The sequence below is a fragment of the Arthrobacter sp. KN11-1C genome (assembly GCF_052180225.1).
In the GTDB taxonomy this organism is placed as follows: domain Bacteria; phylum Actinomycetota; class Actinomycetes; order Actinomycetales; family Micrococcaceae; genus Arthrobacter.
Map to the genome: position 1 here is coordinate 2,848,600 of NZ_CP197467.1, position 20,428 is coordinate 2,869,027.

A 20,428-nucleotide genomic window follows, 5' to 3' on the forward strand; every position below is an offset into this window, starting at 1 on the left:
CAATTGCGCCTCCAAAGGGTCCGCTAACCGTTTTCCCAAATGCTCAATAGTCCCTTGCCGTGGGGCAAGGATCAAGGGTGAAGTCCACCCGAACCGCGAAAACAGCCCGGGCGGCCGGGAATCTGCCACTTGGACCCAAGGACCGCGGAAGGAGCCTGCCGGTCCGGCGATGGGGCGCATGTGACCGATGTCCCAGGCCGCAGCCGGGTGGCTACGCCTGCTGCGGCAGAAGCTTCGCGTCGTCCAGCAATTCCTGTGCGTGCGCCCGCGCGGACTCGGAGTCTTCCTGTCCAGCCAGCATCCTGGCAAGCTCCTTCACGCGTTCCTCGTCATCGAGGAGCTGGACGTCGCTCGACGTGAAGCCGGTAGCGGTCTTGCCATCGCTTCCCCGGACTGAGGTCTTGGTGACGCGGATATGTTGGTCGGCGAAGGCAGCCACCTGCGGCAAGTGGGTTACCACAAGCACCTGGACGTGACGGGCCAGCATGGCAAGCCGGCGTCCGATCTCGACGGCGGCACGCCCGCCCACTCCGGCGTCCACTTCGTCAAAGACGAAGGTCGGCACCGGATCCACGGCCGCGAGGACCACTTCGATGGCGAGCATGACGCGTGACAACTCACCACCGGATGCACCCTTGCCGAGAGGGCGGGCAGGGGCACCCGAGTGGGGCTGCAGGAGGAAGGAGATGTCGTCCACTCCGTGCGGTCCCAATTGCCCTTGGCTGTCCACCTCGATCACCAGGGTTGCGTCGGCCATCGCGAGCGCGGTGAGTTCCGCGCTCACGCGTGTGGAGAGTTCTTTGGCTGCCTTCGATCGCGACTTCGAGATGCGCGCGGCTTGCTTGCGCAGCGTTGACTCCGCGGCGGTCACTTCGGCCTCAAGGGCCTCGATCCGGGTCGAGTCATCCTGCAGTTCATCCAGCCGGGTCCTCGAAGCTGCGGCCCATTCCAAGACCTCGTCAATGCTCGGGGCGTACTTCCGGATGAGTTTGGCCAGGGCGGCACGCCGTTCCTCGATCTCCGAGAGCCGTTCGGGTCCCTCGGAGTCCAGGGAGGCCTGGTAGCTGGACAGCTCCCCCGCGATGTCGTTGATGAGGAAGCCGATCTCGGCGAGCCGTGCGGCCGCTCCCGCCAACGCTTCGTCGTGTTCGGAAACCTGGTCCAGGGCCCGTTTCGCGGAGTCAATCAGCGTGGTGGCGTCGGCTGTTTCGCCGAATTCCTCCGAGATCAGTGCCTCATGCGCTGCCGCTGCGGCAATGCGGAGTTCTTCGACGTTCGCCAGCTTCACGGCCTCGGCCTTGAGGGCTTCGTCCTCTCCGGGTTGGGGATCGACGTCGTCGATTTCACTGAGCGCGACCGCGAGCGATTCCGCTTCGCGCAGCCTTTCCCGTGCCTCGCCGCGGAGGGTATCGAGCTCCGCCTGGCTGGACTTCCAATGGCTGTAAAGGTCTTGGTATTCCGTGAGCGTCGCGGCGAGATCTGCCCCGGCAAACCGGTCCAGTGCGTGCCGCTGCGCCACGGCACCCTTGAGCCGGATCTGGTCCGACTGGCCGTGCACCACCACCAGGCTCTCGCCAAGTTCCGCCAACACGCCCACCGGTGCCGATCGACCGCCCACGAAAGCACGGCTGCGGCCGTCCGCTCCCACGGTGCGGGCCAGCAGGAGCTGGGTGCCGCCGTCGCACTCTTCCGCGTCGCCGCCCGCCTCCACGGCCCGCTCCACGGCGGCATGCGCGGGATCGAGCAAGAGCGTGGCCTCAGCAGAGGCCGACTTCGCACCGGAGCGTACCGCCCCGGCGTCGGACCGCGCTCCCAGAAGGAGGCCGACGGCGGTAACCACCATGGTCTTGCCGGCGCCGGTTTCGCCCGTGACGACGCTCAGGCCGGGCCCCAACGGCAGGGTGGCGTCGGTGATGACGCCGAGATCACGGATCCGGAGTTCCTCGATCATGGTTTACATCTCCTTTGTGGGATCGGCCGCTCTGCCTGTCCGCACGTCCTGGGGCGTCGGCAAAGGGCTGGGCTTGAAGGTCCTGATCACGGGGGTCGGGCCCGTGTGGATGTCGGCCGAACGGGGTGCCGGACCCCGCCAGCCGTGGATGGGGAGCTCAAACTTCCGCACGAGCCGCGCTGAGAACGGGGTCTGGTGGGTGCGTGCAAGCCGCACAGGCCGGGCGGACCGGGTGACTTCGATCCGGGCGCCGGGCGGCAGGTCCACGGAACGGCGGCCATCGCACCACAGCACGCCCTGGGCATCCGTCCGGGTGAGGATCTCCACGGCGAGCTTGGACCGCGGCGAAACCACGAGGGGCTTGGCGAAGAGGGCATGGGCGCTGATGGGGACGATCACCAAGGCCTCCACTTCGGGCCACACCACCGGACCGCCGGATGAGAAGGCATAAGCCGTGGAGCCCGTAGGGGTAGCTAGCACCACCCCATCGCAGCCGAAGGACGTCAGCGGACGCTCATCCACTTCGGTCACCACTTCGATCATGCGCTCCCGGTCCGCCTTTTCAATGGCGGCTTCGTTGAGGGCCCAGGTATGCCAGATCTTCTGGCCCCGGACCCACACCTGGACGTCGATGGTCATGCGTTCTTCCACAGTGTATTCGCGGCTGGCAATCCACTCGACAGTCTGGGCCAGATCTGCACGCTCGCTCTCGGCAAGGAAACCGACATGCCCGAGGTTGACGCCCAACAGGGGAACATCGACGTTGCGGACTAGCTCGGCCGCGCGCAGGATGGTGCCGTCGCCGCCAAGAACCATGACGAGTTCGACGTCCTCCAGCCGGACATCCTCATGGAGTATCTCAATCGGCTTGTCCACCACGCCATAGAACCGTTCGATATCGTCCAGTTCGGACTTCTGCATCACGGGGATCAGGCCGGAGTAGTGGAGCTGCCCGCAGGCATCCCAGGCCGCGCGAAGGGAGTCCTCGCGCCCGGTGTGGGCAAGGACCATAACGCGCCTGCTCATGGTGTTCTGCTTTCTAGTGGGTGGTCCAGATTCGTTCCATCAGTGCAGCAACTTCCTCGTCCCGCTCTTCGATCTTAGGCAAGTCCGCCTGCATCCTGCGTCTTATCCACAGGAAGTACTCCACATTTCCGTCTTGGCCGGGCAAGGGACTCGGTGCCAGGCCGCAAAGTTCAAGCCCTGCGTCCACGGCCGCTTTGGCGACTTGGGCCACCGCGCGCCGCCGTTCATGGTCCGAAGTGACCACGCCGGTGCGGCTCAGCCGTTCCTTGCCCACCTCGAACTGGGGCTTCACCATGAGCACCAGGTCTCCCCCGGGTTCGGTGCACGCCGCGAGCGGATGCAGAACCAGTGTGAGGGAAATGAAGGACAAGTCTGCCACAGTGAGCGCGGCCGGCCCGCCGATCTCCCCGGGAGTCATGTAGCGGACGTTGAGCCCCTCATGGACTGCGACGCGGGGATCGTTCCGCAGGGACGGCACCAACTGGTCATGCCCGACGTCGACCGCCACAACGTGCGCGGCACCGTGCCGCAGCAGTACGTCAGTAAAGCCGCCCGTGGAGGCTCCGGCGTCGAGGCACCGCTTCCCCGCTACAACGACGGAGGGGAACGCCGCCAGCGCCCCGGCCAGTTTGTGTCCGGCGCGGCTGACGTAAACGTCCTCGGCATGGGCCTGAACATCGATTTCCGTGTCTTCGGAAACCTGTTGCGCTGCCTTGGCAAGAACGCTGCCTCCGGAGCTGACTTTTCCGTCCGCAATGAGCTTCGCGGCGTGGGTCCGCGATCTCGCCAATCCACGGCTGACGAGTTCCTGGTCGAGCCTGGCCATGCTCAGCGTTCGTCGGCGTCGAGGGCCGCCAGCAGGGAGTCATGGATCTCGGCGTAGAGCCCGCTGTGTTCCGACACCGGCGCAGCGGATACCCCGGCCAGCCGCTCCAACGCGGAATCCACGGCGGCGTCACCTGTGGCGGCCGTGTCGTCCGGCCATGGGGCATCGTGCGGCTCGACGGTTTGCGGCTCGGCGCTTTGTGGCTCGGCGGCGCCCTGTTGGTGATCGTTCAACTCGCTCATTGGACCAGTCTAGTTTTCCAGCCATTCAAGGCGTGGCGATGTAGCTTCTGTCGCGTCCGGGTTGATGGCCCACCAGGCCGCGCACGCGGCACGCCAGGCGTCCAGATCCTTCTCGGACCCGGAAACGGTGATCAGGCCGTCCTGGACTTCGGCAGTTGCCTGTCCGCAACGGAAGGTGCTGTCCTCTTCGACGATTTCGGGGTAGGGCTCGTACAGTTCCGTGAGGTCAGCCAGCAAATAGCTGGGCCTTTCCGAGCTGCGCGCAGCAAGGATTGACTCCAGCGTGTCGACGCCGGTGAGGACCGCCGCCGTCGCGAAGCCCGCACGGTTGCCGCCAAGGATGTCAGTGTCCAGGCGGTCTCCCACAACGATCGGCCGCTCGGACTTCAGCCTCCGGGCTGCCGAATGGAAGAGCGGGGCCTCCGGCTTGCCGGCGACCCGCGGTTGTTTGCCCGTGGCAGACGCGACGGCAGCCACGAGGGTGCCGTTTCCGGGGGCAATCCCCCGGGCCTGCGGAATGGACATGTCCGTATTGGTAGCCACCCAAAGGGCGCCCGCCGCAACAACATAGGATGCCTCGGCCAGGTCCTTCCATGCGATTTCCGGGTTGAAGCCCTGGACCACAGCCACAGGCTTCTCTTTGGCGCTGTGCACCGGGGTAAGGCCCACGAGTTCGATCTCGTGGGCCAATGCCGCGCTTCCCGTGATCATCACACGCGAACCCGGAGCGAGGAGTTCGGCCAGAAGATCCCCGGCGGCCTGCGAAGAACTGACTACTTGGTGATCCTCAGCAGGCGCGCCAAGTTCGCGAAGATGCGCGGCAACCTGTGCCGGGGTACGCGAGGCGTTGTTGGTGACATAGCCTAGCCGCACCCCGACAGACTCAAGCCGTTGCAGGGCTTCCACTGCGCCTGGAATGGCGTGCGGGCCTGCGTAAACTACTCCGTCCAGATCGGACAGAACGGCATCGAAACGCGAAACCAGTGAGGCTTCAGTCATTCTTGGACTCTTCGCCGGCGTGGGAAGCCTCTTCTCCGTCTTCTTCAGCGTCGTCGTCTTCCTCCACGGAATCGCGGTCCGATTCGGCGTCGTCGGACTCAAAGTAGTCAGACTCGGCGTCGTCGAGTTCCACTTCGTCCTGTTCGGGGGCTTCAGGGGCGATAACTGTCTCCGCGCGTGCCGGCGCCTCCTCGGACTGGCGCTCCTCGGCTCGCTCGGTGTTCTCTTCGGGGTTCCGGAAACGAGGTTTGCGGGCTTCGTTTTCGTCGTCTTCGCCGAGGTCGATGATGTCCGGGTCCTCGAAGTCTCCAACGCCGAGGGCGTTTTCAGCCACGACTGCCTGGCGCTGCCACTTGCCGGCTTCTTCCGTGCGGCCCACTGCCGTCAAGGCGTCGGCATAGGCACGGAACAGCCGCGGGCTGTAGGAGAAGGCACGGTTGATGTCGAGCTGGATGATTTCCAGCTCAGCCACTGCGGCGTCGAGCTGACCAAGGTCGCTCCGGGCGCCGGAAGCCACAATTGCCAGCTCAACCTTGCCGGGAGCGTCGAGATCCTGGGCCTCGGGTGAACGGACGACGTCGAGCGCACGGTCCGGCCGCCCCAGCCCGCGTTCGCAGTCAGCCATGAGGGGCAAATGGACGTTGGAGCCGCTGATCCTGCGGTAGGTGCGGAATTCGCGAAGAGCCTCGCCATAGTGTCCGGCAGCGTAGGCGGTCAGGCCCACGGCTTCACGGACGGCGGCCAAACGTCCGCCACGACGGCTCGCTGCCAGTGCGTGCTGGAAGGACAGCTCAGGGTCGATATCGATGAGGCGGCCGGCCATCACCAGGTGCTTGGCGACCCAATCGGCATTGGTGCCTTCCAGGGTCTTGATCTGGTGCTTCGTGACCCGGTCGAGTTCCTGGCCCGTGACGTCGTCGTCGATCTCCGGGGAACGCTCGCGGTCCGGGCGGTTGGCGCTACGCAGATCCGCCGCGTTCGGAACCCGCGCGGGACGCTCTTCCCAGGAGCCGCCGCCGAAGCTGCGTCCCTCGGTACGTGGGCCATCGAACTTGCGGGGACCACGCTCGGGGCGGTCACCGAAGCTACGGCGCTCTCCGTCGCCTTCGCGGCGAGGACGATCACCGAAGGGCTTACGATCACGATCACCGAAACTCGGACGCGCATCCCCATCACGACGAGGACGATCACCAAACGGCTTACGATCACGATCACCAAAGGGCTTACGGTCGCGGTCGCCCTCACGACTCGGGCGATCGCCGAAAGGCTTACGGTCGCGGTCGCCCTCACGACTCGGACGGTCGCCGAAAGGCTTACGATCACGATCACCAAAGGGCTTACGGTCACGATCACCCTCACGACTCGGGCGATCACCGAAAGGCTTACGATCACGATCACCAAAGGGCTTGCGATCACGATCACCCTGACGGCTCGGGCGGTCGCCCTCACGACTCGGACGGTCGCCGAAAGGCTTACGATCACGATCACCGAAACTCGGACGCGCATCCCCATCACGACGAGGACGATCACCAAACGGCTTACGATCACGATCACCAAAGGGCTTACGGTCGCGGTCGCCCTCACGACTCGGGCGATCGCCGAAAGGCTTACGATCACGATCACCGAAACTCGGACGCGCATCCCCATCACGACGAGGACGATCACCAAAACTACGGCGCTCACCATCGCCGGCCGGCTTACGATCCCGGTCGCCGCCAGCAGCGCCGTCACGGTTGTCCCTGGAACGGAATCCTCGGGGGTCGCCCCCGGAATTGTTGTTGGCGCGGAACGGGCCGCGGTCGCCACGGCCACCGCCGAAGTTGCCGCGATTGCCGCCGTTGTGCTCAGCCATGATGGATTCCTCCTGTTGTGAGCTGACCACTGGCGCATGCGCAGCCGCTCTTATCCGTATTTTGTTCTCACGCCGCCGGGATCCGGCTCGTATCTCTTATGCAATTCTAGGTGAACAGCCATCCGCGAACGCATTCGAAGGCCACGTATTCAGCTTCCCGTGGGAAGCATCACAACCTGATGCCAGGGCGAGTACCCTACGGCCCTCTGGCAAACCAAGCCCGCGGCCGACGTGTCAGTTCCTAGAAGCCGTCAAGTCTACCCAATCCCTACAACAACGCCCGCTCAGATATGCCCAGCCCCAATTGGACGCCCGCTCACATATGCAGGGTCCCAACCAGACGCCCGCTCAGGTTTGTTGCCGACGGGTGGGCTGGCTGCCGGGCCGCGCCCCCGGGTGAGCCGGGTTCGGGAATTCCGGCGCATATGTGAGCGGGCGTTCGGGGAATCGGGCGCATATGTGAGCGGGCGTTCGGGGAATCGGGCGTTTGGGACGCCCGCTCACATATACCGGGTCCCAACCGGACGCGCGCTCACAAACAAGGGGTTCTGGCCGGACGCCGGCTCACATCATTTGGGCGGGCGTCGCCCGTGGAACCCGCATGTCTGAGCGGGGGTTCGTCCGCGACTGCTGATATGTGAGCGGGCGTTGGGGGCGGATTCAAGTGGTCGTTGCAACACGTCCTTATGCTGCTGATTCTTCCAGAATGTGTTGGAGTGCTTGTGCGGGGGTTTTCCAGCCGAGGGTTTTGCGCAGGCGCCCGTTGAGGCCGGCGGCTGCGTAGTCGAGCTCCTCGCGGGTCACGGCTGTCAGGTCCATGCCTTTGGGGAAGTACTGGCGCAGGAGTCCGTTGGTGTTCTCGTTCGTGCCGCGTTGCCAGGGTGAGTGCGGGTCGCAGAAGTAGACATCGGCTCCGGTGGCGATCTTGACCCGTTCGTGGATGCCGACCATTTCCGCGCCCTGGTCCCAGGTCAGGGACCGGCGCAGCACCTCGGGCAGGGTCGGCAGGGTGTCCTGGATGGCGGCCAGGACCTGTTCCCCGGTGTGTCCGTTTGGCAGGTGCAGGAGCATCACGAATCGGCTGGTGCGTTCCACGAGCGTCCCGATCGCCCCGGTGCCGGGGGTACCGATGATCAGGTCTCCCTCCCAGTGGCCGGGAACCGCACGGTCATCGGCTTCGGCCGGGCGTTCGCTGATCAGCAGCTCCTTCGGGACCCGGGGCCGGCGCATCCCGGGGCGCCTGTTCGGTTGCCGCACCGCCCGGCCGGTGCGCAGGGCCGCGGCGAGTTCGGCCCGCAGGCCCCCGCGTCCCTGGATGTAGATGCACTGGTAAATGGTCTCGGGGCTGATGCGCATGCTTTCATCATCGGGGAAATCGATCCGCAGCCGGGCACTGATCTGTTCCGGGGACAACCGTTCCCGGCAGCTCAGCATCCCGGCGACGTAAAGGGCCAGGGCCGTGTTCACCGCCAGTTTCCGGGCCTTGGGGCGGCGGGCCTGCTTCTGCGCGCGGCTCTGCGCCGTGGAGGCAAGATACGGGCGCCGGCCCCCGTTGCGGATGTTCCGGTCCAGTTCCCGGCTGATCGTGGACGGGCTCCGGCCCAGACGACGACCGATCTCCCGCATCCCGCACCCCTGCGCCCGCCACACGGCGATCAACTCACGCTCATCGAAGGACAAGAACCGCCCGCACGCAGGCTCAATCGAAGGATCCACCCCACCATGCTGACGGACAATCCTGCTGGCAGTTCCTTCCGAGAACCCCGCAACCCCTGCCGCGGCCTCATCAGAAAACCCCGAGGACCGGGCCGCCCAGAACACCCGCACCACCTCACGCAACACCTCAGGCCGACCAACACCCACCACAACACCCACCAATCACTCAGGTGTTGCAACGACCCCCTGAACCCGCCTGGGGTTTCCCGCGCATAGGTGAGCGGGGGTTTAGGGAAACGGGCGTATACGTGAGCCGGCGTTCGGGGTTTCCCTCACATAGGTGAGCGCCCGTTCGGGGGTTCCCGCGCATAGGTGAGCGGGGGTTTGGGGTTTCCCGCGCATAGGTGAGCCGGGGTTTAGGGAAACGGGCGTATACGTGAGCCGGCGTCAGCCCGGGAGCACGTATACGTGAGCCGGCGTTCGGGGGTTCCCGCGCATACGTGAGCCCGCGTTCGGGGTTTCCCGCGCATACGTGAGCCCGCGTTCGGGATATCCCGCGTATACGTGAGCCCGCGTTCGGGATATCCCGCGTATACGTGAGCCCGGGTTTGGGGAAACTGGTGTTTATGTGAGCGGGGGTTTGGGGTTTCCCGCGTTTGGGGTTTCCGGCGCCTGGGCGGGCGGGGGTTTGGGGTGTTTAAGTGGGTCAGGCCCCGACACGGTGTGTCGGGGCCTGGCCGGTGAATGGTTGTCCGGCGGTGTCCTACTCTCCCACACCCTCCCGGGTGCAGTACCATCGGCGCTGTGGGTCTTAGCTTCCGGGTTCGGAATGGGACCGGGCGTTTCCCCCACGCTATGACCGCCGTAACCCTGTTACCCGATCCCCGCACTGGGTGCGGGGTGGGAAGTCTGTGGTTACAACATGTGTGGTGTTGTTATTTAGTTGTTGGTTCCGGAACAGCCCGGTATCGGGTTGTTGTTCGGGAACCACATAGTGGACGCAAGCAGTGATCGTGTTTGTGTGGTGTAAGTTGTCGGCCTATTAGTACCGGTCAGCTTCAACAGTCTTTAGTCCTGTCTTCCACATCCGGCCTATCAACCCAGTGGTCTGGCTGGGGGCCTCTCACACACGAGGTGTATGGAAATCTCATCTTGAAGCGAGCTTCCCGCTTAGATGCTTTCAGCGGTTATCCCATCCGAACGTAGCTAATCAGCGGTGCACTTGGCAGTACAACTGACACACCAGAGGTTCGTCCGTCCCGGTCCTCTCGTACTAAGGACAGCCCTTCTCAAATTTCCTGCGCGCGCAGCGGATAGGGACCGAACTGTCTCACGACGTTCTAAACCCAGCTCGCGTACCGCTTTAATGGGCGAACAGCCCAACCCTTGGGACCTACTCCAGCCCCAGGATGCGACGAGCCGACATCGAGGTGCCAAACCATGCCGTCGATATGGACTCTTGGGCAAGATCAGCCTGTTATCCCCGAGGTACCTTTTATCCGTTGAGCGACGGCCATTCCACAATGTACCGCCGGATCACTAGTCCCGACTTTCGTCCCTGCTTGAGATGTCTCTCTCACAGTCAAGCTCCCTTGTGCACTTACACTCGACACCTGATTGCCAACCAGGCTGAGGGAACCTTTGGGCGCCTCCGTTACTTTTTAGGAGGCAACCGCCCCAGTTAAACTACCCATCAGGCACTGTCCCTGACCCGGATCACGGGCCGAAGTTAGATGTCCAAAGTGACCAGAGTGGTATTTCAACGATGACTCCACCCGAACTGGCGTCCGGGCTTCAACGTCTCCCACCTATCCTACACAAGCCACTCCGAACACCAATACCAAACTATAGTAAAGGTCTCGGGGTCTTTCCGTCCTGCTGCGCGTAACGAGCATCTTTACTCGTACTGCAATTTCGCCGAGTTTATGGTTGAGACAGCGGGGAAGTCGTTACTCCATTCGTGCAGGTCGGAACTTACCCGACAAGGAATTTCGCTACCTTAGGATGGTTATAGTTACCACCGCCGTTTACTGGGGCTTAAATTCTCAGCTTCGCCTTGCGGCTAACCGGTCCTCTTAACCTTCCAGCACCGGGCAGGAGTCAGTCCGTATACATCGTCTTGCGACTTCGCACGGACCTGTGTTTTTAGTAAACAGTCGCTTCCCCCTGGTCTCTGCGGCCCCGATCCCCTCCCACCAGCAAGTGGTGTTCAAGGTTGGGGCCCCCCTTCTCCCGAAGTTACGGGGGCATTTTGCCGAGTTCCTTAACCATAATTCTCTCGATCGCCTTGGTATTCTCTACCTGATCACCTGTGTCGGTTTGGGGTACGGGCGGCTGGAACCTCGCGCCGATGCTTTTCTAGGCAGCATAGGATCACCGGATCCCCCCATGACGGGGGTCCCATCAGATCTCAGGAACGTCATCAAAGACACAGCGACGGATTTGCCTATCGCTGACCCTACATCCTTAGACCGGGGCAACCATCGCCCGGCCCGGCTACCTTCCTGCGTCACACCTGTTAATACGCTTACCTCCCGGGATCAGGTCCCGCGCTCGGCCAAAACCCGCACACCACAAGGGTGATTGGGCAGGCTCCGGGCGGTTAGTATCCCCCGCTTGGCATGGGCGGTCCTTCGCCGGTACGGGAATATCAACCCGTTGTCCATCGACTACGCCTGTCGGCCTCGCCTTAGGTCCCGACTTACCCAGGGCAGATTAGCTTGACCCTGGAACCCTTGATCATTCGGCGGACGGGTTTCTCACCCGTCTTTCGCTACTCATGCCTGCATTCTCACTCGTGTAGGCTCCACCGCTGGTTTACACCGCGACTTCACCGCCCACACGACGCTCCCCTACCACTCCAGACGACTGAACCACGAAGGCTTGTCTACTATCTGAAATCCACAACTTCGGCGGTGTACTTGAGCCCCGCTACATTGTCGGCGCGGAATCACTTGACCAGTGAGCTATTACGCACTCTTTCAAGGATGGCTGCTTCTAAGCCAACCTCCTGGTTGTCTTCGCAACTCCACATCCTTTCCCACTTAGCACACGCTTAGGGGCCTTAGTTGGTGGTCTGGGCTGTTTCCCTCTCGACTATGAAGCTTATCCCCCACAGTCTCACTGCTGCGCTCTCACTTACCGGCATTCGGAGTTTGGCTGACGTCAGTAACCTTGTAGGGCCCATCGGCCATCCAGTAGCTCTACCTCCGGCAAGAAACACGCAACGCTGCACCTAAATGCATTTCGGGGAGAACCAGCTATCACGGAGTTTGATTGGCCTTTCACCCCTACCCACAGCTCATCCCCTCCATTTTCAACTGAAGTGGGTTCGGTCCTCCACGACGTCTTACCGTCGCTTCAACCTGGCCATGGGTAGATCACTCCGCTTCGGGTCTAGATCACGCCACTACACTCGCCCTATTCAGACTCGCTTTCGCTACGGCTACCCCACACGGGTTAACCTCGCGACGTAACACTAACTCGCAGGCTCATTCTTCAAAAGGCACGCCGTCACAACTACAAGGTTGCTCCGACGGATTGTAAGCACACGGTTTCAGGTACTGTTTCACTCCCCTCCCGGGGTACTTTTCACCTTTCCCTCACGGTACTGGTCCGCTATCGGTCATTAGGAAGTATTTAGGCTTATCAGGTGGTCCTGACAGATTCACACGGGATTTCTCGGGCCCCGTGCTACTTGGGATCCTCTCCAGGCGGCACACAACATTACGGTTACGGGGCTAACACCCTCTCCGGCCGGCCTTTCAAGACCGTTCACCTATGTCCATGCTCTCACCCCACCGGTCCGGCAGAACCAGTACGGAAAGTCCCACAACCCCGCCCATGCAACGCCCGCCGGCTATCACACATGGAACGGTTTAGCCTCATCCGCGTTCGCTCGCCACTACTAACGGAATCACTCTTGTTTTCTCTTCCTGCGGGTACTGAGATGTTTCACTTCCCCGCGTTCCCCCCGCGCACCCTATGTGTTCAGATGCGGGTCACCAGATCACCTTGCAGCGTCTGGCGGGGTTTCCCCATTCGGACATCCTGGGATCACCGTTCGGTTATCAACTCCCCCAGGCTTATCGCAGATTCCTACGTCCTTCTTCGGCTCCTAATGCCAAGGCATCCACCGTGTGCCCTTAAAAACTTGACCACACAAGATCAAAAAACTTCTCGAGAGAACCATGACCACAAGGGCCAGGTTCATAAAAAGAAATTGCTGTAAGACACACACACCCCACCACCCCACCAAAAAGGAGAAGCAATGACCATGCGCGTGCCTAGATGCTCGCGTCCACTATGTAGTTCTCAAACAACAACCCCGTACCACACCCCCACACACCAACCACCCCCCAAAAAAGAAGGACAGCCGGACACGCACAGGACATGCAGCCAGGAAACCAGAAACACACAAACCCGGCACCAAGGAAAACCACGCAACCCTCACAGGCCACGCACCCCCCCAAGAACCGGCCCTGTTGCCTCAGGACCCAACAGTGTGCCAAACACGAAAACCAGCCACCCCCTGCCCGCACCCTTTCCACAACACCCCCACCCGTGAAAACACGAGGAAAAAGGGGCATCCGTACTGAAGAACAAACAAGAAACAACCGGCCGCTATCTGCTGATATTCCACCCATGAGCACCCACCGCAGAACAGACGCCTGCGCAATGGGCTTTGCTTCCACACACCCCCCACCCACCATGCGGAAGGAGAAGGGCGATAATGGTGCTCCTTAGAAAGGAGGTGATCCAGCCGCACCTTCCGGTACGGCTACCTTGTTACGACTTAGTCCCAATCGCCGGTCCCACCTTCGACGGCTCCCCCCACAAGGGTTAGGCCACCGGCTTCGGGTGTTACCAACTTTCGTGACTTGACGGGCGGTGTGTACAAGGCCCGGGAACGTATTCACCGCAGCGTTGCTGATCTGCGATTACTAGCGACTCCGACTTCATGGGGTCGAGTTGCAGACCCCAATCCGAACTGAGACCGGCTTTTTGGGATTAGCTCCACCTCACAGTATCGCAACCCTTTGTACCGGCCATTGTAGCATGCGTGAAGCCCAAGACATAAGGGGCATGATGATTTGACGTCGTCCCCACCTTCCTCCGAGTTGACCCCGGCAGTCTCCTATGAGTCCCCGCCATCACGCGCTGGCAACATAGAACGAGGGTTGCGCTCGTTGCGGGACTTAACCCAACATCTCACGACACGAGCTGACGACAACCATGCACCACCTGTAAACCGACCGCAAGCGGGGCACCTGTTTCCAGGCGTTACCGGTTCATGTCAAGCCTTGGTAAGGTTCTTCGCGTTGCATCGAATTAATCCGCATGCTCCGCCGCTTGTGCGGGCCCCCGTCAATTCCTTTGAGTTTTAGCCTTGCGGCCGTACTCCCCAGGCGGGGCACTTAATGCGTTAGCTACGGCGCGGAAAACGTGGAATGTCCCCCACACCTAGTGCCCAACGTTTACGGCATGGACTACCAGGGTATCTAATCCTGTTCGCTCCCCATGCTTTCGCTCCTCAGCGTCAGTTAATGCCCAGAGACCTGCCTTCGCCATCGGTGTTCCTCCTGATATCTGCGCATTTCACCGCTACACCAGGAATTCCAGTCTCCCCTACATCACTCTAGTCTGCCCGTACCCACTGCAGAACCGGAGTTGAGCCCCGGTCTTTCACAGCAGACGCGACAAACCGCCTACGAGCTCTTTACGCCCAATAATTCCGGATAACGCTTGCGCCCTACGTATTACCGCGGCTGCTGGCACGTAGTTAGCCGGCGCTTCTTCTGCAGGTACCGTCACTTTCGCTTCTTCCCTACTGAAAGAGGTTTACAACCCGAAGGCCGTCATCCCTCACGCGGCGTCGCTGCATCAGGCTTCCGCCCATTGTGCAATATTCCCCACTGCTGCCTCCCGTAGGAGTCTGGGCCGTGTCTCAGTCCCAGTGTGGCCGGTCACCCTCTCAGGCCGGCTACCCGTCGTCGCCTTGGTAGGCCATTACCCCACCAACAAGCTGATAGGCCGCGAGTCCATCCAAAACCGCAAAAGCTTTCCACCACCACCACATGCGTGGAGCGGTCGTATCCGGTATTAGACCCAGTTTCCCAGGCTTATCCCAGAGTCAAGGGCAGGTTACTCACGTGTTACTCACCCGTTCGCCACTAATCCCCCCAGCAAGCTGGAGATCATCGTTCGACTTGCATGTGTTAAGCACGCCGCCAGCGTTCATCCTGAGCCAGGATCAAACTCTCCGTTGAAGTAAAACAAAAACAGACACAACCACAACCACCGGAAATAACGGACGGCCGGGCTGCACAAAATTTGAAACCAGCTGTAAAAAACCAGCCCCGCGCCACGGAGGTGACACAGAACCAGCCAAAACAACCAATTCATAAAAAATAAATCGGTATCAACAAACTTGGCACACTATTGAGTTCTCAAACAACAGACACAATCCGATTACTCCGCGAAACAAATTCAATTGAATTCGATGTTCCGCATTTCCTCGCTGCGATGTTTCTACTTTATTTCATTCATTTCCACTTTGCAAATCCAGGATTTCTCCGGAAATTCATCCAAGTGGACCGAATTTCCCCAAAGAGTCTATAAATTATCCGATTTCCAGACTTTTGGTCTACATCGGATTATTCACACTCAATGGGATTTTGTCGCATTTTATCCGCTTCAGCGGCAGCGACTCAGAAAACGATACACGCTCCCCCTGAGCCGCGCAAGTCGGCCCGGAGGGAGCGTGCAATAGTCTGTCTCGGAGTCAGACGGTCACTTCGACAGTGGCCAGATTCTTCTTGCCGCGGCGCAGCAACAGGTACCGGCCGTGAAGCAGTTCCGCCTGGTCGATGACGGCGTCGGGATCGGTCACTTTGCTGTTGTTCACGTAGGCGCCACCCTCCCCTACCGTGCGTCGGGCAGCGGACTTGCTCTCGGAGAGTCCGGACGCCACCAGGAGGTCGACGATGCCCAGGCCATCCGCGCCGATCGAGGCAGACGGCAGCTCGGCAGTTGCAGAGGCCAAGGTCACTTCGTCCAGAACCGAAAGATCGCCGTTGCCGAACAGCGCAGCCGAAGCAGCAATCACCTTCTCCGTCGCGTCCACACCGTGAACCAGCGACGTGACTTCGTAGGCAAGCCTGCGCTGGCCCTCGCGGGCGAACGGACGCTCGGCAACAGCTGCTCCAAGTTCCTCAATCTCCGCGCGGCTAAGGAAAGTGAAGACCTTGAGGCGGTCAACGACGTCGGCATCCGCCGTGTTGAGCCAGAACTGGTAGAAGGCGTAGGGGCTGCACATGTGGGCATCGAGCCAAATGGCGTTGCCCTCGCTCTTGCCGAACTTGGTGCCGTCCGAGTTGGTGATCAGGGGCGTGCCCAAGGCGTGGACGGTCTTCCCATCGACCTTGCGGATCAACTCCGTACCACTCGTGAGGTTGCCCCACTGGTCCGAGCCGCCGGTCTGCAGCACGCAGTCGTAGTCACGGTTGAGCTGGAGGTAATCCATGCCTTGCAGGATCTGGTAGCTGAACTCCGTGTAGCTGATGCCCTCATCGGAGCTGAGACGGGAAGCAACGGCGTCCTTGCGGAGCATGGTGCCCACACGGAAGTGCTTGCCGATCTCCCGCAGGAAATCGATGGCGCTCAAGGGCGCGGTCCAGTCAAGGTTGTTGACCATGCGCGCCGCGTTGTCCCCCTCGAAGCTGAGGAAGCGACGGACCTGGGCCTGAAGGTAGCCGACCCACTCCGAAACGGTGTCCTTGGTGTTCAAGGTGCGCTCCGCCGTCGGGCGCGGATCCCCGATCAGGCCGGTGGAGCCGCCCACCAGGCCGAGCGGATTGTGGCCGGCCAATTGCAGGCGGCGCATGAGCAGGAGCTGGACCAGGTTGCCCAGGTGCAGGGACGGCGCGGTGGGGTCGAAGCCACAGTAATACGTGATCGGGTCCCCGCCGAGCAGCTTTTCCAGTTCCGTTTCATCAGTGGAAACGTGGATCAGGCCGCGCCATTTGAGCTCTTGCCAGATATTGGCAAAGCCCGGGTCGTTGTGTTGGGACTCGAGGTTGTTTACGTGTGACACGAGTTCTAAGTTAGCAGGATTGCCGTTCGGCCTGCTTGCATGGCTCAGCGCTCGATACCCGCGGGCAACGGAGCGGCCGTAATGAGGCGCAACCGCTGCGTCGGACGGGTCATGGCGACGTAAAGATCGCCCACCTTCCCGTGTTCGTGGTTCAGCATGGCAGCAGGCTCAAGGACCACGACGCCATCGAACTCCAGCCCCTTGGCTTCCTTGGGGCTGATGACCACGATGTCCTGGGAGTAGCTGCCCGCTCCGGTGCCCACGCGGTGGCCGTAGACGCCACGGAGGGCGGCTGCGGCGCGAGGCAGCACGGCGCCGTCGGCAATCACGGCGAGGAGGCCGCCGTCGATCGCTTCCAGTTCTTCCGGAAGGATCTCGACGAGGCGGTCCACCATCCCGGCTTCGTCCACGCGGTCCACGATGGGCGACCATTTGCCTTCCCGGACGGCCTTGGGCGCTGAGACGACGAGGCCTGCCCGGTTCGCCATGCGGACTGCCGCTTCGGCGATCTGCGAGGGCGTGCGGTAGTTGACCGTGAGTTCCTCGAGCTGCCAGCGGTCCCCGAACGACGGCGCGAGCGCACTCTGCCAGGAATTCGCACCGGCGGAGGAACTCGTCTGGGCGATGTCGCCGACGATCGTGAAGGACTTCAGCGGGCAGCGGCGGACCAACAGCCGCCACTGCATGGGCGAGAGCTCCTGGGCTTCGTCCACCACGATGTGTCCGAACGCCCACGAACGGTCGCTCGTGGCACGTTCGGCCGCGGTCAGGCGCGTTTCGCGCTCCTGGTTCTGGTCCGCCAGTTCCTCGGCCGTCATCAATACATCGACCCCCATGGCCTCCATGTTGACCAAGGTCTGCTTGGCATTGGCGATGTCGCGGGCACGGTCGTGCTCTTGTTGCGCCAATCCCCGGCCGGCGGCAGGATCCAGCTCGCCCAGGAGCTCGGCGGCCTCGTCGAGCAGCGGAACATCGGCTTCCGTCCACGGGGCGTCCGCCGGGCGAAGCAGGAGGGCACGCTGGGCCGGCGTGAGGTGCGGAGTGCAGGCTTCCAGGATGGCGGGCTTGCTGAAGAGCTCGGAAACGAGCTTCTCGGGCGTCATGGGCATCCAGCACAGGTTCAGGACGATCCTGACATCACGTGCCGAGCGGACGTCTTCGGCGAGGTAGGAACGGTCGGCATTGTTGCCGATGTTCGATTCCTCGACGATCTCCGTCAGCTGCTCCGTGAGTTCGCGCAGCAGGATCTTCACGAACGTCACGCGCGCTTCGTTGTGCGGCTTGCCGGTGGCGCGTGCCCTGTCCCGGGCGCGGCGGACTTGCCGCACGGTCAGCGTGAGTTTGCGGGAATCGACCTCGAGGATGCGGTCCTCGGCGGGAGTCCGCTGCCGGTTGGCCACGGCATTGGCAATCACGTCGGCCATGTTCAGCTTGCCCTTGAGCGCTGCGACGTCGGGATCGTTTTCCGGGACGGCATGGATGCCGGGCATGAGGCGGCCGAGGCTCGCCATGACGACGCCGGTCTCGCCAAGGGACGGCAGGACCCGCTCGATGTAGTGCATGAACGACGACGACGGTCCAACGAGCAGCACGCCCGCGGACTTCAAACGGTCACGGTGGGTGTACAGCAGGTAGGCGGCGCGGTGGAGCGCGACGGCCGTCTTTCCGGTGCCGGGACCGCCTTGGACAACCAAGGCACCCGACATGGACGAACGGATGATCCGGTCCTGCTCGGACTGGATGGTGCCGACGATGTCCGACATGCGGCCGGTCCGCTTGGAATTGAGGGCGGCAAGAAGGGCACCCTCGCCTTGGAGCGAGGCGTTGTCCGCCAGCATGCTGGCATCCAGGACATCGTCCTCGATCGCCTTGACCTCGCGGCCCTGCAGGATCAGGTGGCGACGACGGCGTACGCCCTGCCGGTCGAAGGCCGTGGCCTGGTAGAAGTGGCCGGCTTCCGGCGCGCGCCAGTCGACCATGAGCCGCTGGAGATCCGCCGTGGACAGTCCGATGCGCCCGATGTACTGCGCCTCCCCGGTGTCCAGGTCAAGGCGCCCGAACACGAGACGGTCGTCGACGGCGTCGAGCTGGGCCAGGCGGTCCTCGTACAGTGCCGCGAAGGCGTCCCTTTCGGAAACGTTCTGCATGGTGCCCACCGCGCCGGCGCGCCGGACCTGCGCGAGCTGGTGGCGCTTTTCCTCCCGCAGCTCATCCAGACGCGAGTAGAGACCGGCCACGTACTCCCGCTCGTGGATCAAATCAGCGTCGTGCATCGAAACGTTCCCCTATCGAAAAAGACGGACCGTCCATTCTACAGCGGTTTTGCTTGACGTGCGTGAAACTGCCCGCCCGCCGGTGCGTCACACAATGTTCACCTGGCGCTAACCTCCTGAGCTATTCCATCCGCACCCAGTGGTGCTTCAATGCTGCAATGCAGCACGACGTTGCCCTGACCCGACACGGCATCAGCCTGGTCCCGCTCTCCCCCGCACATGCCGGTCCGCTCTTCGATTTCGTGGACTCCGGGATGTGGTCCGGCATGGCCGCCGAGCAGCCCTTGAGCGCCGCGGAATTGGCCGAACTCTTCGCGGCCCGCCTCGAAGATCCGGCAACCATACCGTTCGCCGTCGTCGAGCAGCGGACGGGAGCACTGCTCGGAACCACGTCCCTGTGCGAGTACAGTCCGCGGCAGCAGCGGCTGGAAATCGGCGGCACTTTTTACGGGCGACCGTTTTGGGGCAGCCACGTCAATCCGGCCGCGAAGCACCTGCTGTTGGCGTACTCCTTCGATGTGCTGGACGTCCACCGGGTTGCCTTCCGCTGCGACGCCCGCAATACGCGCAGCGCCGCGGCCATTCAGCGGCTCGGCGCCAGTTACGAGGGCACCCTGCGCGGGCACCGCTTCGCCCCCGACGGCAGCCGCTGCGACACCGCCGTCTTCTCGATCCTGCGCGAAGAGTGGCCCCACGTGCGCGAGTCGTTGCTTGGCCGTCTCGCGCCCTTCGAGCTGGCCGACAACCACTGTGCGTATGTCGCGGAACCGGCCCGGAGCGAACACGCCGCCTGAACGATTTGCCCGGGAGTCGCTAGACGCCCCGGCTCCGGCCGGGCTTGTAGCGCGACACCGTGGGATCGCCGGAGAGCCAGAACCGCCACGGGTAGGCGGCGGAACCGCCGTCGCCCGATACGCCGACGCGGAGGCCGCTCGTGATCGCTGCCGGCGCTGCCGGGGCGGCCGGAAGGTCGAGGCCGAACGGCTGGGCCAGGGCGTCGCGGCCGCTGTCCGCCGTGGTCAGCCCCAAAGCGGAGGCAAGCCGCGCCGGCCCGCTGGCAAGATCGGTCAGCGATCTCGACGCCGGACGGCGGGACTGTGCCAGGGCTTGCCCTGCCACCACCTCCCCTGCCCGCAACAGCAGCGCGGACGCAACGCCGTCGGGCCCGCAGACGATGTTGGCGCAATAGTGCATGCCATACGTGAAGTAGACGTAGAGGTGGCCCGCCGGACCGAACATCGGAGCGTTCCGGGCGGTGGGGCCGCCGAAGGTGTGGGATCCGGGATCGGGTTGGGCCGAGTCCCGCGGACCCAGGTACGCTTCCACCTCGCTGAGCCGGACGGATACCGTGCCCTCAGGGGTCCGATGGCTCAACACCGCGCCGAGGAGCAAAGGTGCCACGTCCCGCGGATCTCCGGAAAGAATGGCCCGGATGGCCTCCGTGGACCGGCGCTGCGTTGTCATGCCCAGACCCTAGCAAAAATCCGCCAACCGGATCCGCCGTCGGC

12 protein-coding genes and 3 rRNA genes are annotated in these 20,428 nt (G+C 62.7%); 2 read left to right on the top strand and 13 right to left on the bottom strand.

The genetic code is table 11. From position 1 onward, the window contains the following. Window positions 1–211: 211 nt before the first annotated feature. The 6 genes from recN to ACSBOX_RS13370 are packed head-to-tail and all read right to left on the bottom strand — an operon-like array spanning window position 212 to window position 5,867. Window positions 212–1,951 (bottom strand): DNA repair protein RecN, encoded by a 1,740-nt coding sequence (gene recN / locus ACSBOX_RS13345; RefSeq protein ID WP_442542877.1) that lies wholly within the window; start codon window positions 1,949–1,951, stop codon window positions 212–214. A 3-nt stretch (window positions 1,952–1,954) separates the two neighbouring features. Next, on the bottom strand, window positions 1,955–2,977 hold the full coding sequence (locus tag ACSBOX_RS13350; protein WP_442542878.1) for an NAD kinase: 1,023 nt from the start codon (window positions 2,975–2,977) through the stop codon (window positions 1,955–1,957). A gap of 13 nt (window positions 2,978–2,990) precedes the next feature. Further along, window positions 2,991–3,803, bottom strand: coding sequence for a TlyA family RNA methyltransferase (locus tag ACSBOX_RS13355; RefSeq protein WP_442542879.1), 813 nt, complete (start codon window positions 3,801–3,803; stop codon window positions 2,991–2,993). A gap of 2 nt (window positions 3,804–3,805) precedes the next feature. Then, window positions 3,806–4,045 (bottom strand): hypothetical protein, encoded by a 240-nt coding sequence (locus tag ACSBOX_RS13360; RefSeq protein ID WP_442542880.1) that lies wholly within the window; start codon window positions 4,043–4,045, stop codon window positions 3,806–3,808. Between the two features lie 9 nt (window positions 4,046–4,054). Further along, entirely contained in the window at window positions 4,055–5,044 is a 990-nt protein-coding gene (locus ACSBOX_RS13365; RefSeq protein WP_442542881.1) for an HAD-IIA family hydrolase, read from the bottom strand. Further along, window positions 5,037–5,867, bottom strand: a complete 831-nt coding sequence (locus ACSBOX_RS13370; protein WP_442542882.1) for a hypothetical protein — start codon at window positions 5,865–5,867, stop codon at window positions 5,037–5,039. Before ACSBOX_RS13370 ends, ACSBOX_RS13365 begins: the two co-directional genes overlap by 8 nt. Between ACSBOX_RS13370 and ACSBOX_RS13375 the strand changes: the two genes are divergently transcribed. Then, complete coding sequence (locus ACSBOX_RS13375; protein ID WP_442542883.1) at window positions 5,820–6,917, top strand: hypothetical protein; 1,098 nt, start codon at window positions 5,820–5,822, stop codon at window positions 6,915–6,917. The two genes, ACSBOX_RS13370 and ACSBOX_RS13375, sit on opposite strands and share 48 nt — an antisense overlap. 663 nt (window positions 6,918–7,580) lie before the next feature. Here the strand turns inward: ACSBOX_RS13375 and ACSBOX_RS13380 are convergent. The 6 genes from ACSBOX_RS13380 to ACSBOX_RS13405 form a co-directional block, all read right to left on the bottom strand. Then, window positions 7,581–8,774 carry an IS30 family transposase gene (locus tag ACSBOX_RS13380; RefSeq protein ID WP_442542884.1) on the bottom strand — a complete coding sequence of 398 codons (1,194 nt, stop codon included), beginning with the start codon at window positions 8,772–8,774 and terminating at the stop codon, window positions 7,581–7,583. Between the two features lie 528 nt (window positions 8,775–9,302). Continuing rightward, a 5S ribosomal RNA gene (rrf, locus tag ACSBOX_RS13385) occupies window positions 9,303–9,419 on the bottom strand. Between the two features lie 154 nt (window positions 9,420–9,573). Next, window positions 9,574–12,711 (bottom strand): 23S ribosomal RNA (locus ACSBOX_RS13390). 587 nt (window positions 12,712–13,298) lie between these two features. Further along, window positions 13,299–14,821, bottom strand: a 16S ribosomal RNA gene (locus ACSBOX_RS13395). Together the 16S, 23S and 5S rRNA genes form the textbook arrangement of a ribosomal RNA operon. Window positions 14,822–15,336: 515 nt before the next feature. Beyond that, window positions 15,337–16,647, bottom strand: coding sequence for a tyrosine--tRNA ligase (gene tyrS, locus ACSBOX_RS13400; RefSeq protein ID WP_442542885.1), 1,311 nt, complete (start codon window positions 16,645–16,647; stop codon window positions 15,337–15,339). A gap of 44 nt (window positions 16,648–16,691) precedes the next feature. Then, the gene (locus ACSBOX_RS13405; RefSeq protein WP_442542886.1) at window positions 16,692–18,920 is read right to left on the bottom strand and encodes an AAA family ATPase; all 2,229 of its coding nucleotides are present in this window, start codon (window positions 18,918–18,920) and stop codon (window positions 16,692–16,694) included. Between the two features lie 158 nt (window positions 18,921–19,078). Here ACSBOX_RS13405 and ACSBOX_RS13410 point away from each other — a divergent pair, with 158 nt between their 5' ends. Then, on the top strand, window positions 19,079–19,714 hold the full coding sequence (locus ACSBOX_RS13410; RefSeq protein ID WP_442542887.1) for a GNAT family N-acetyltransferase: 636 nt from the start codon (window positions 19,079–19,081) through the stop codon (window positions 19,712–19,714). 19 nt (window positions 19,715–19,733) lie between these two features. On the opposite strand, the gene ACSBOX_RS13415 is transcribed toward ACSBOX_RS13410, so the two are convergent. Then, complete coding sequence (locus tag ACSBOX_RS13415) at window positions 19,734–20,384, bottom strand: DNA-3-methyladenine glycosylase (RefSeq protein ID WP_442542888.1); 651 nt, start codon at window positions 20,382–20,384, stop codon at window positions 19,734–19,736. Window positions 20,385–20,428: the final 44 nt, after the last annotated feature.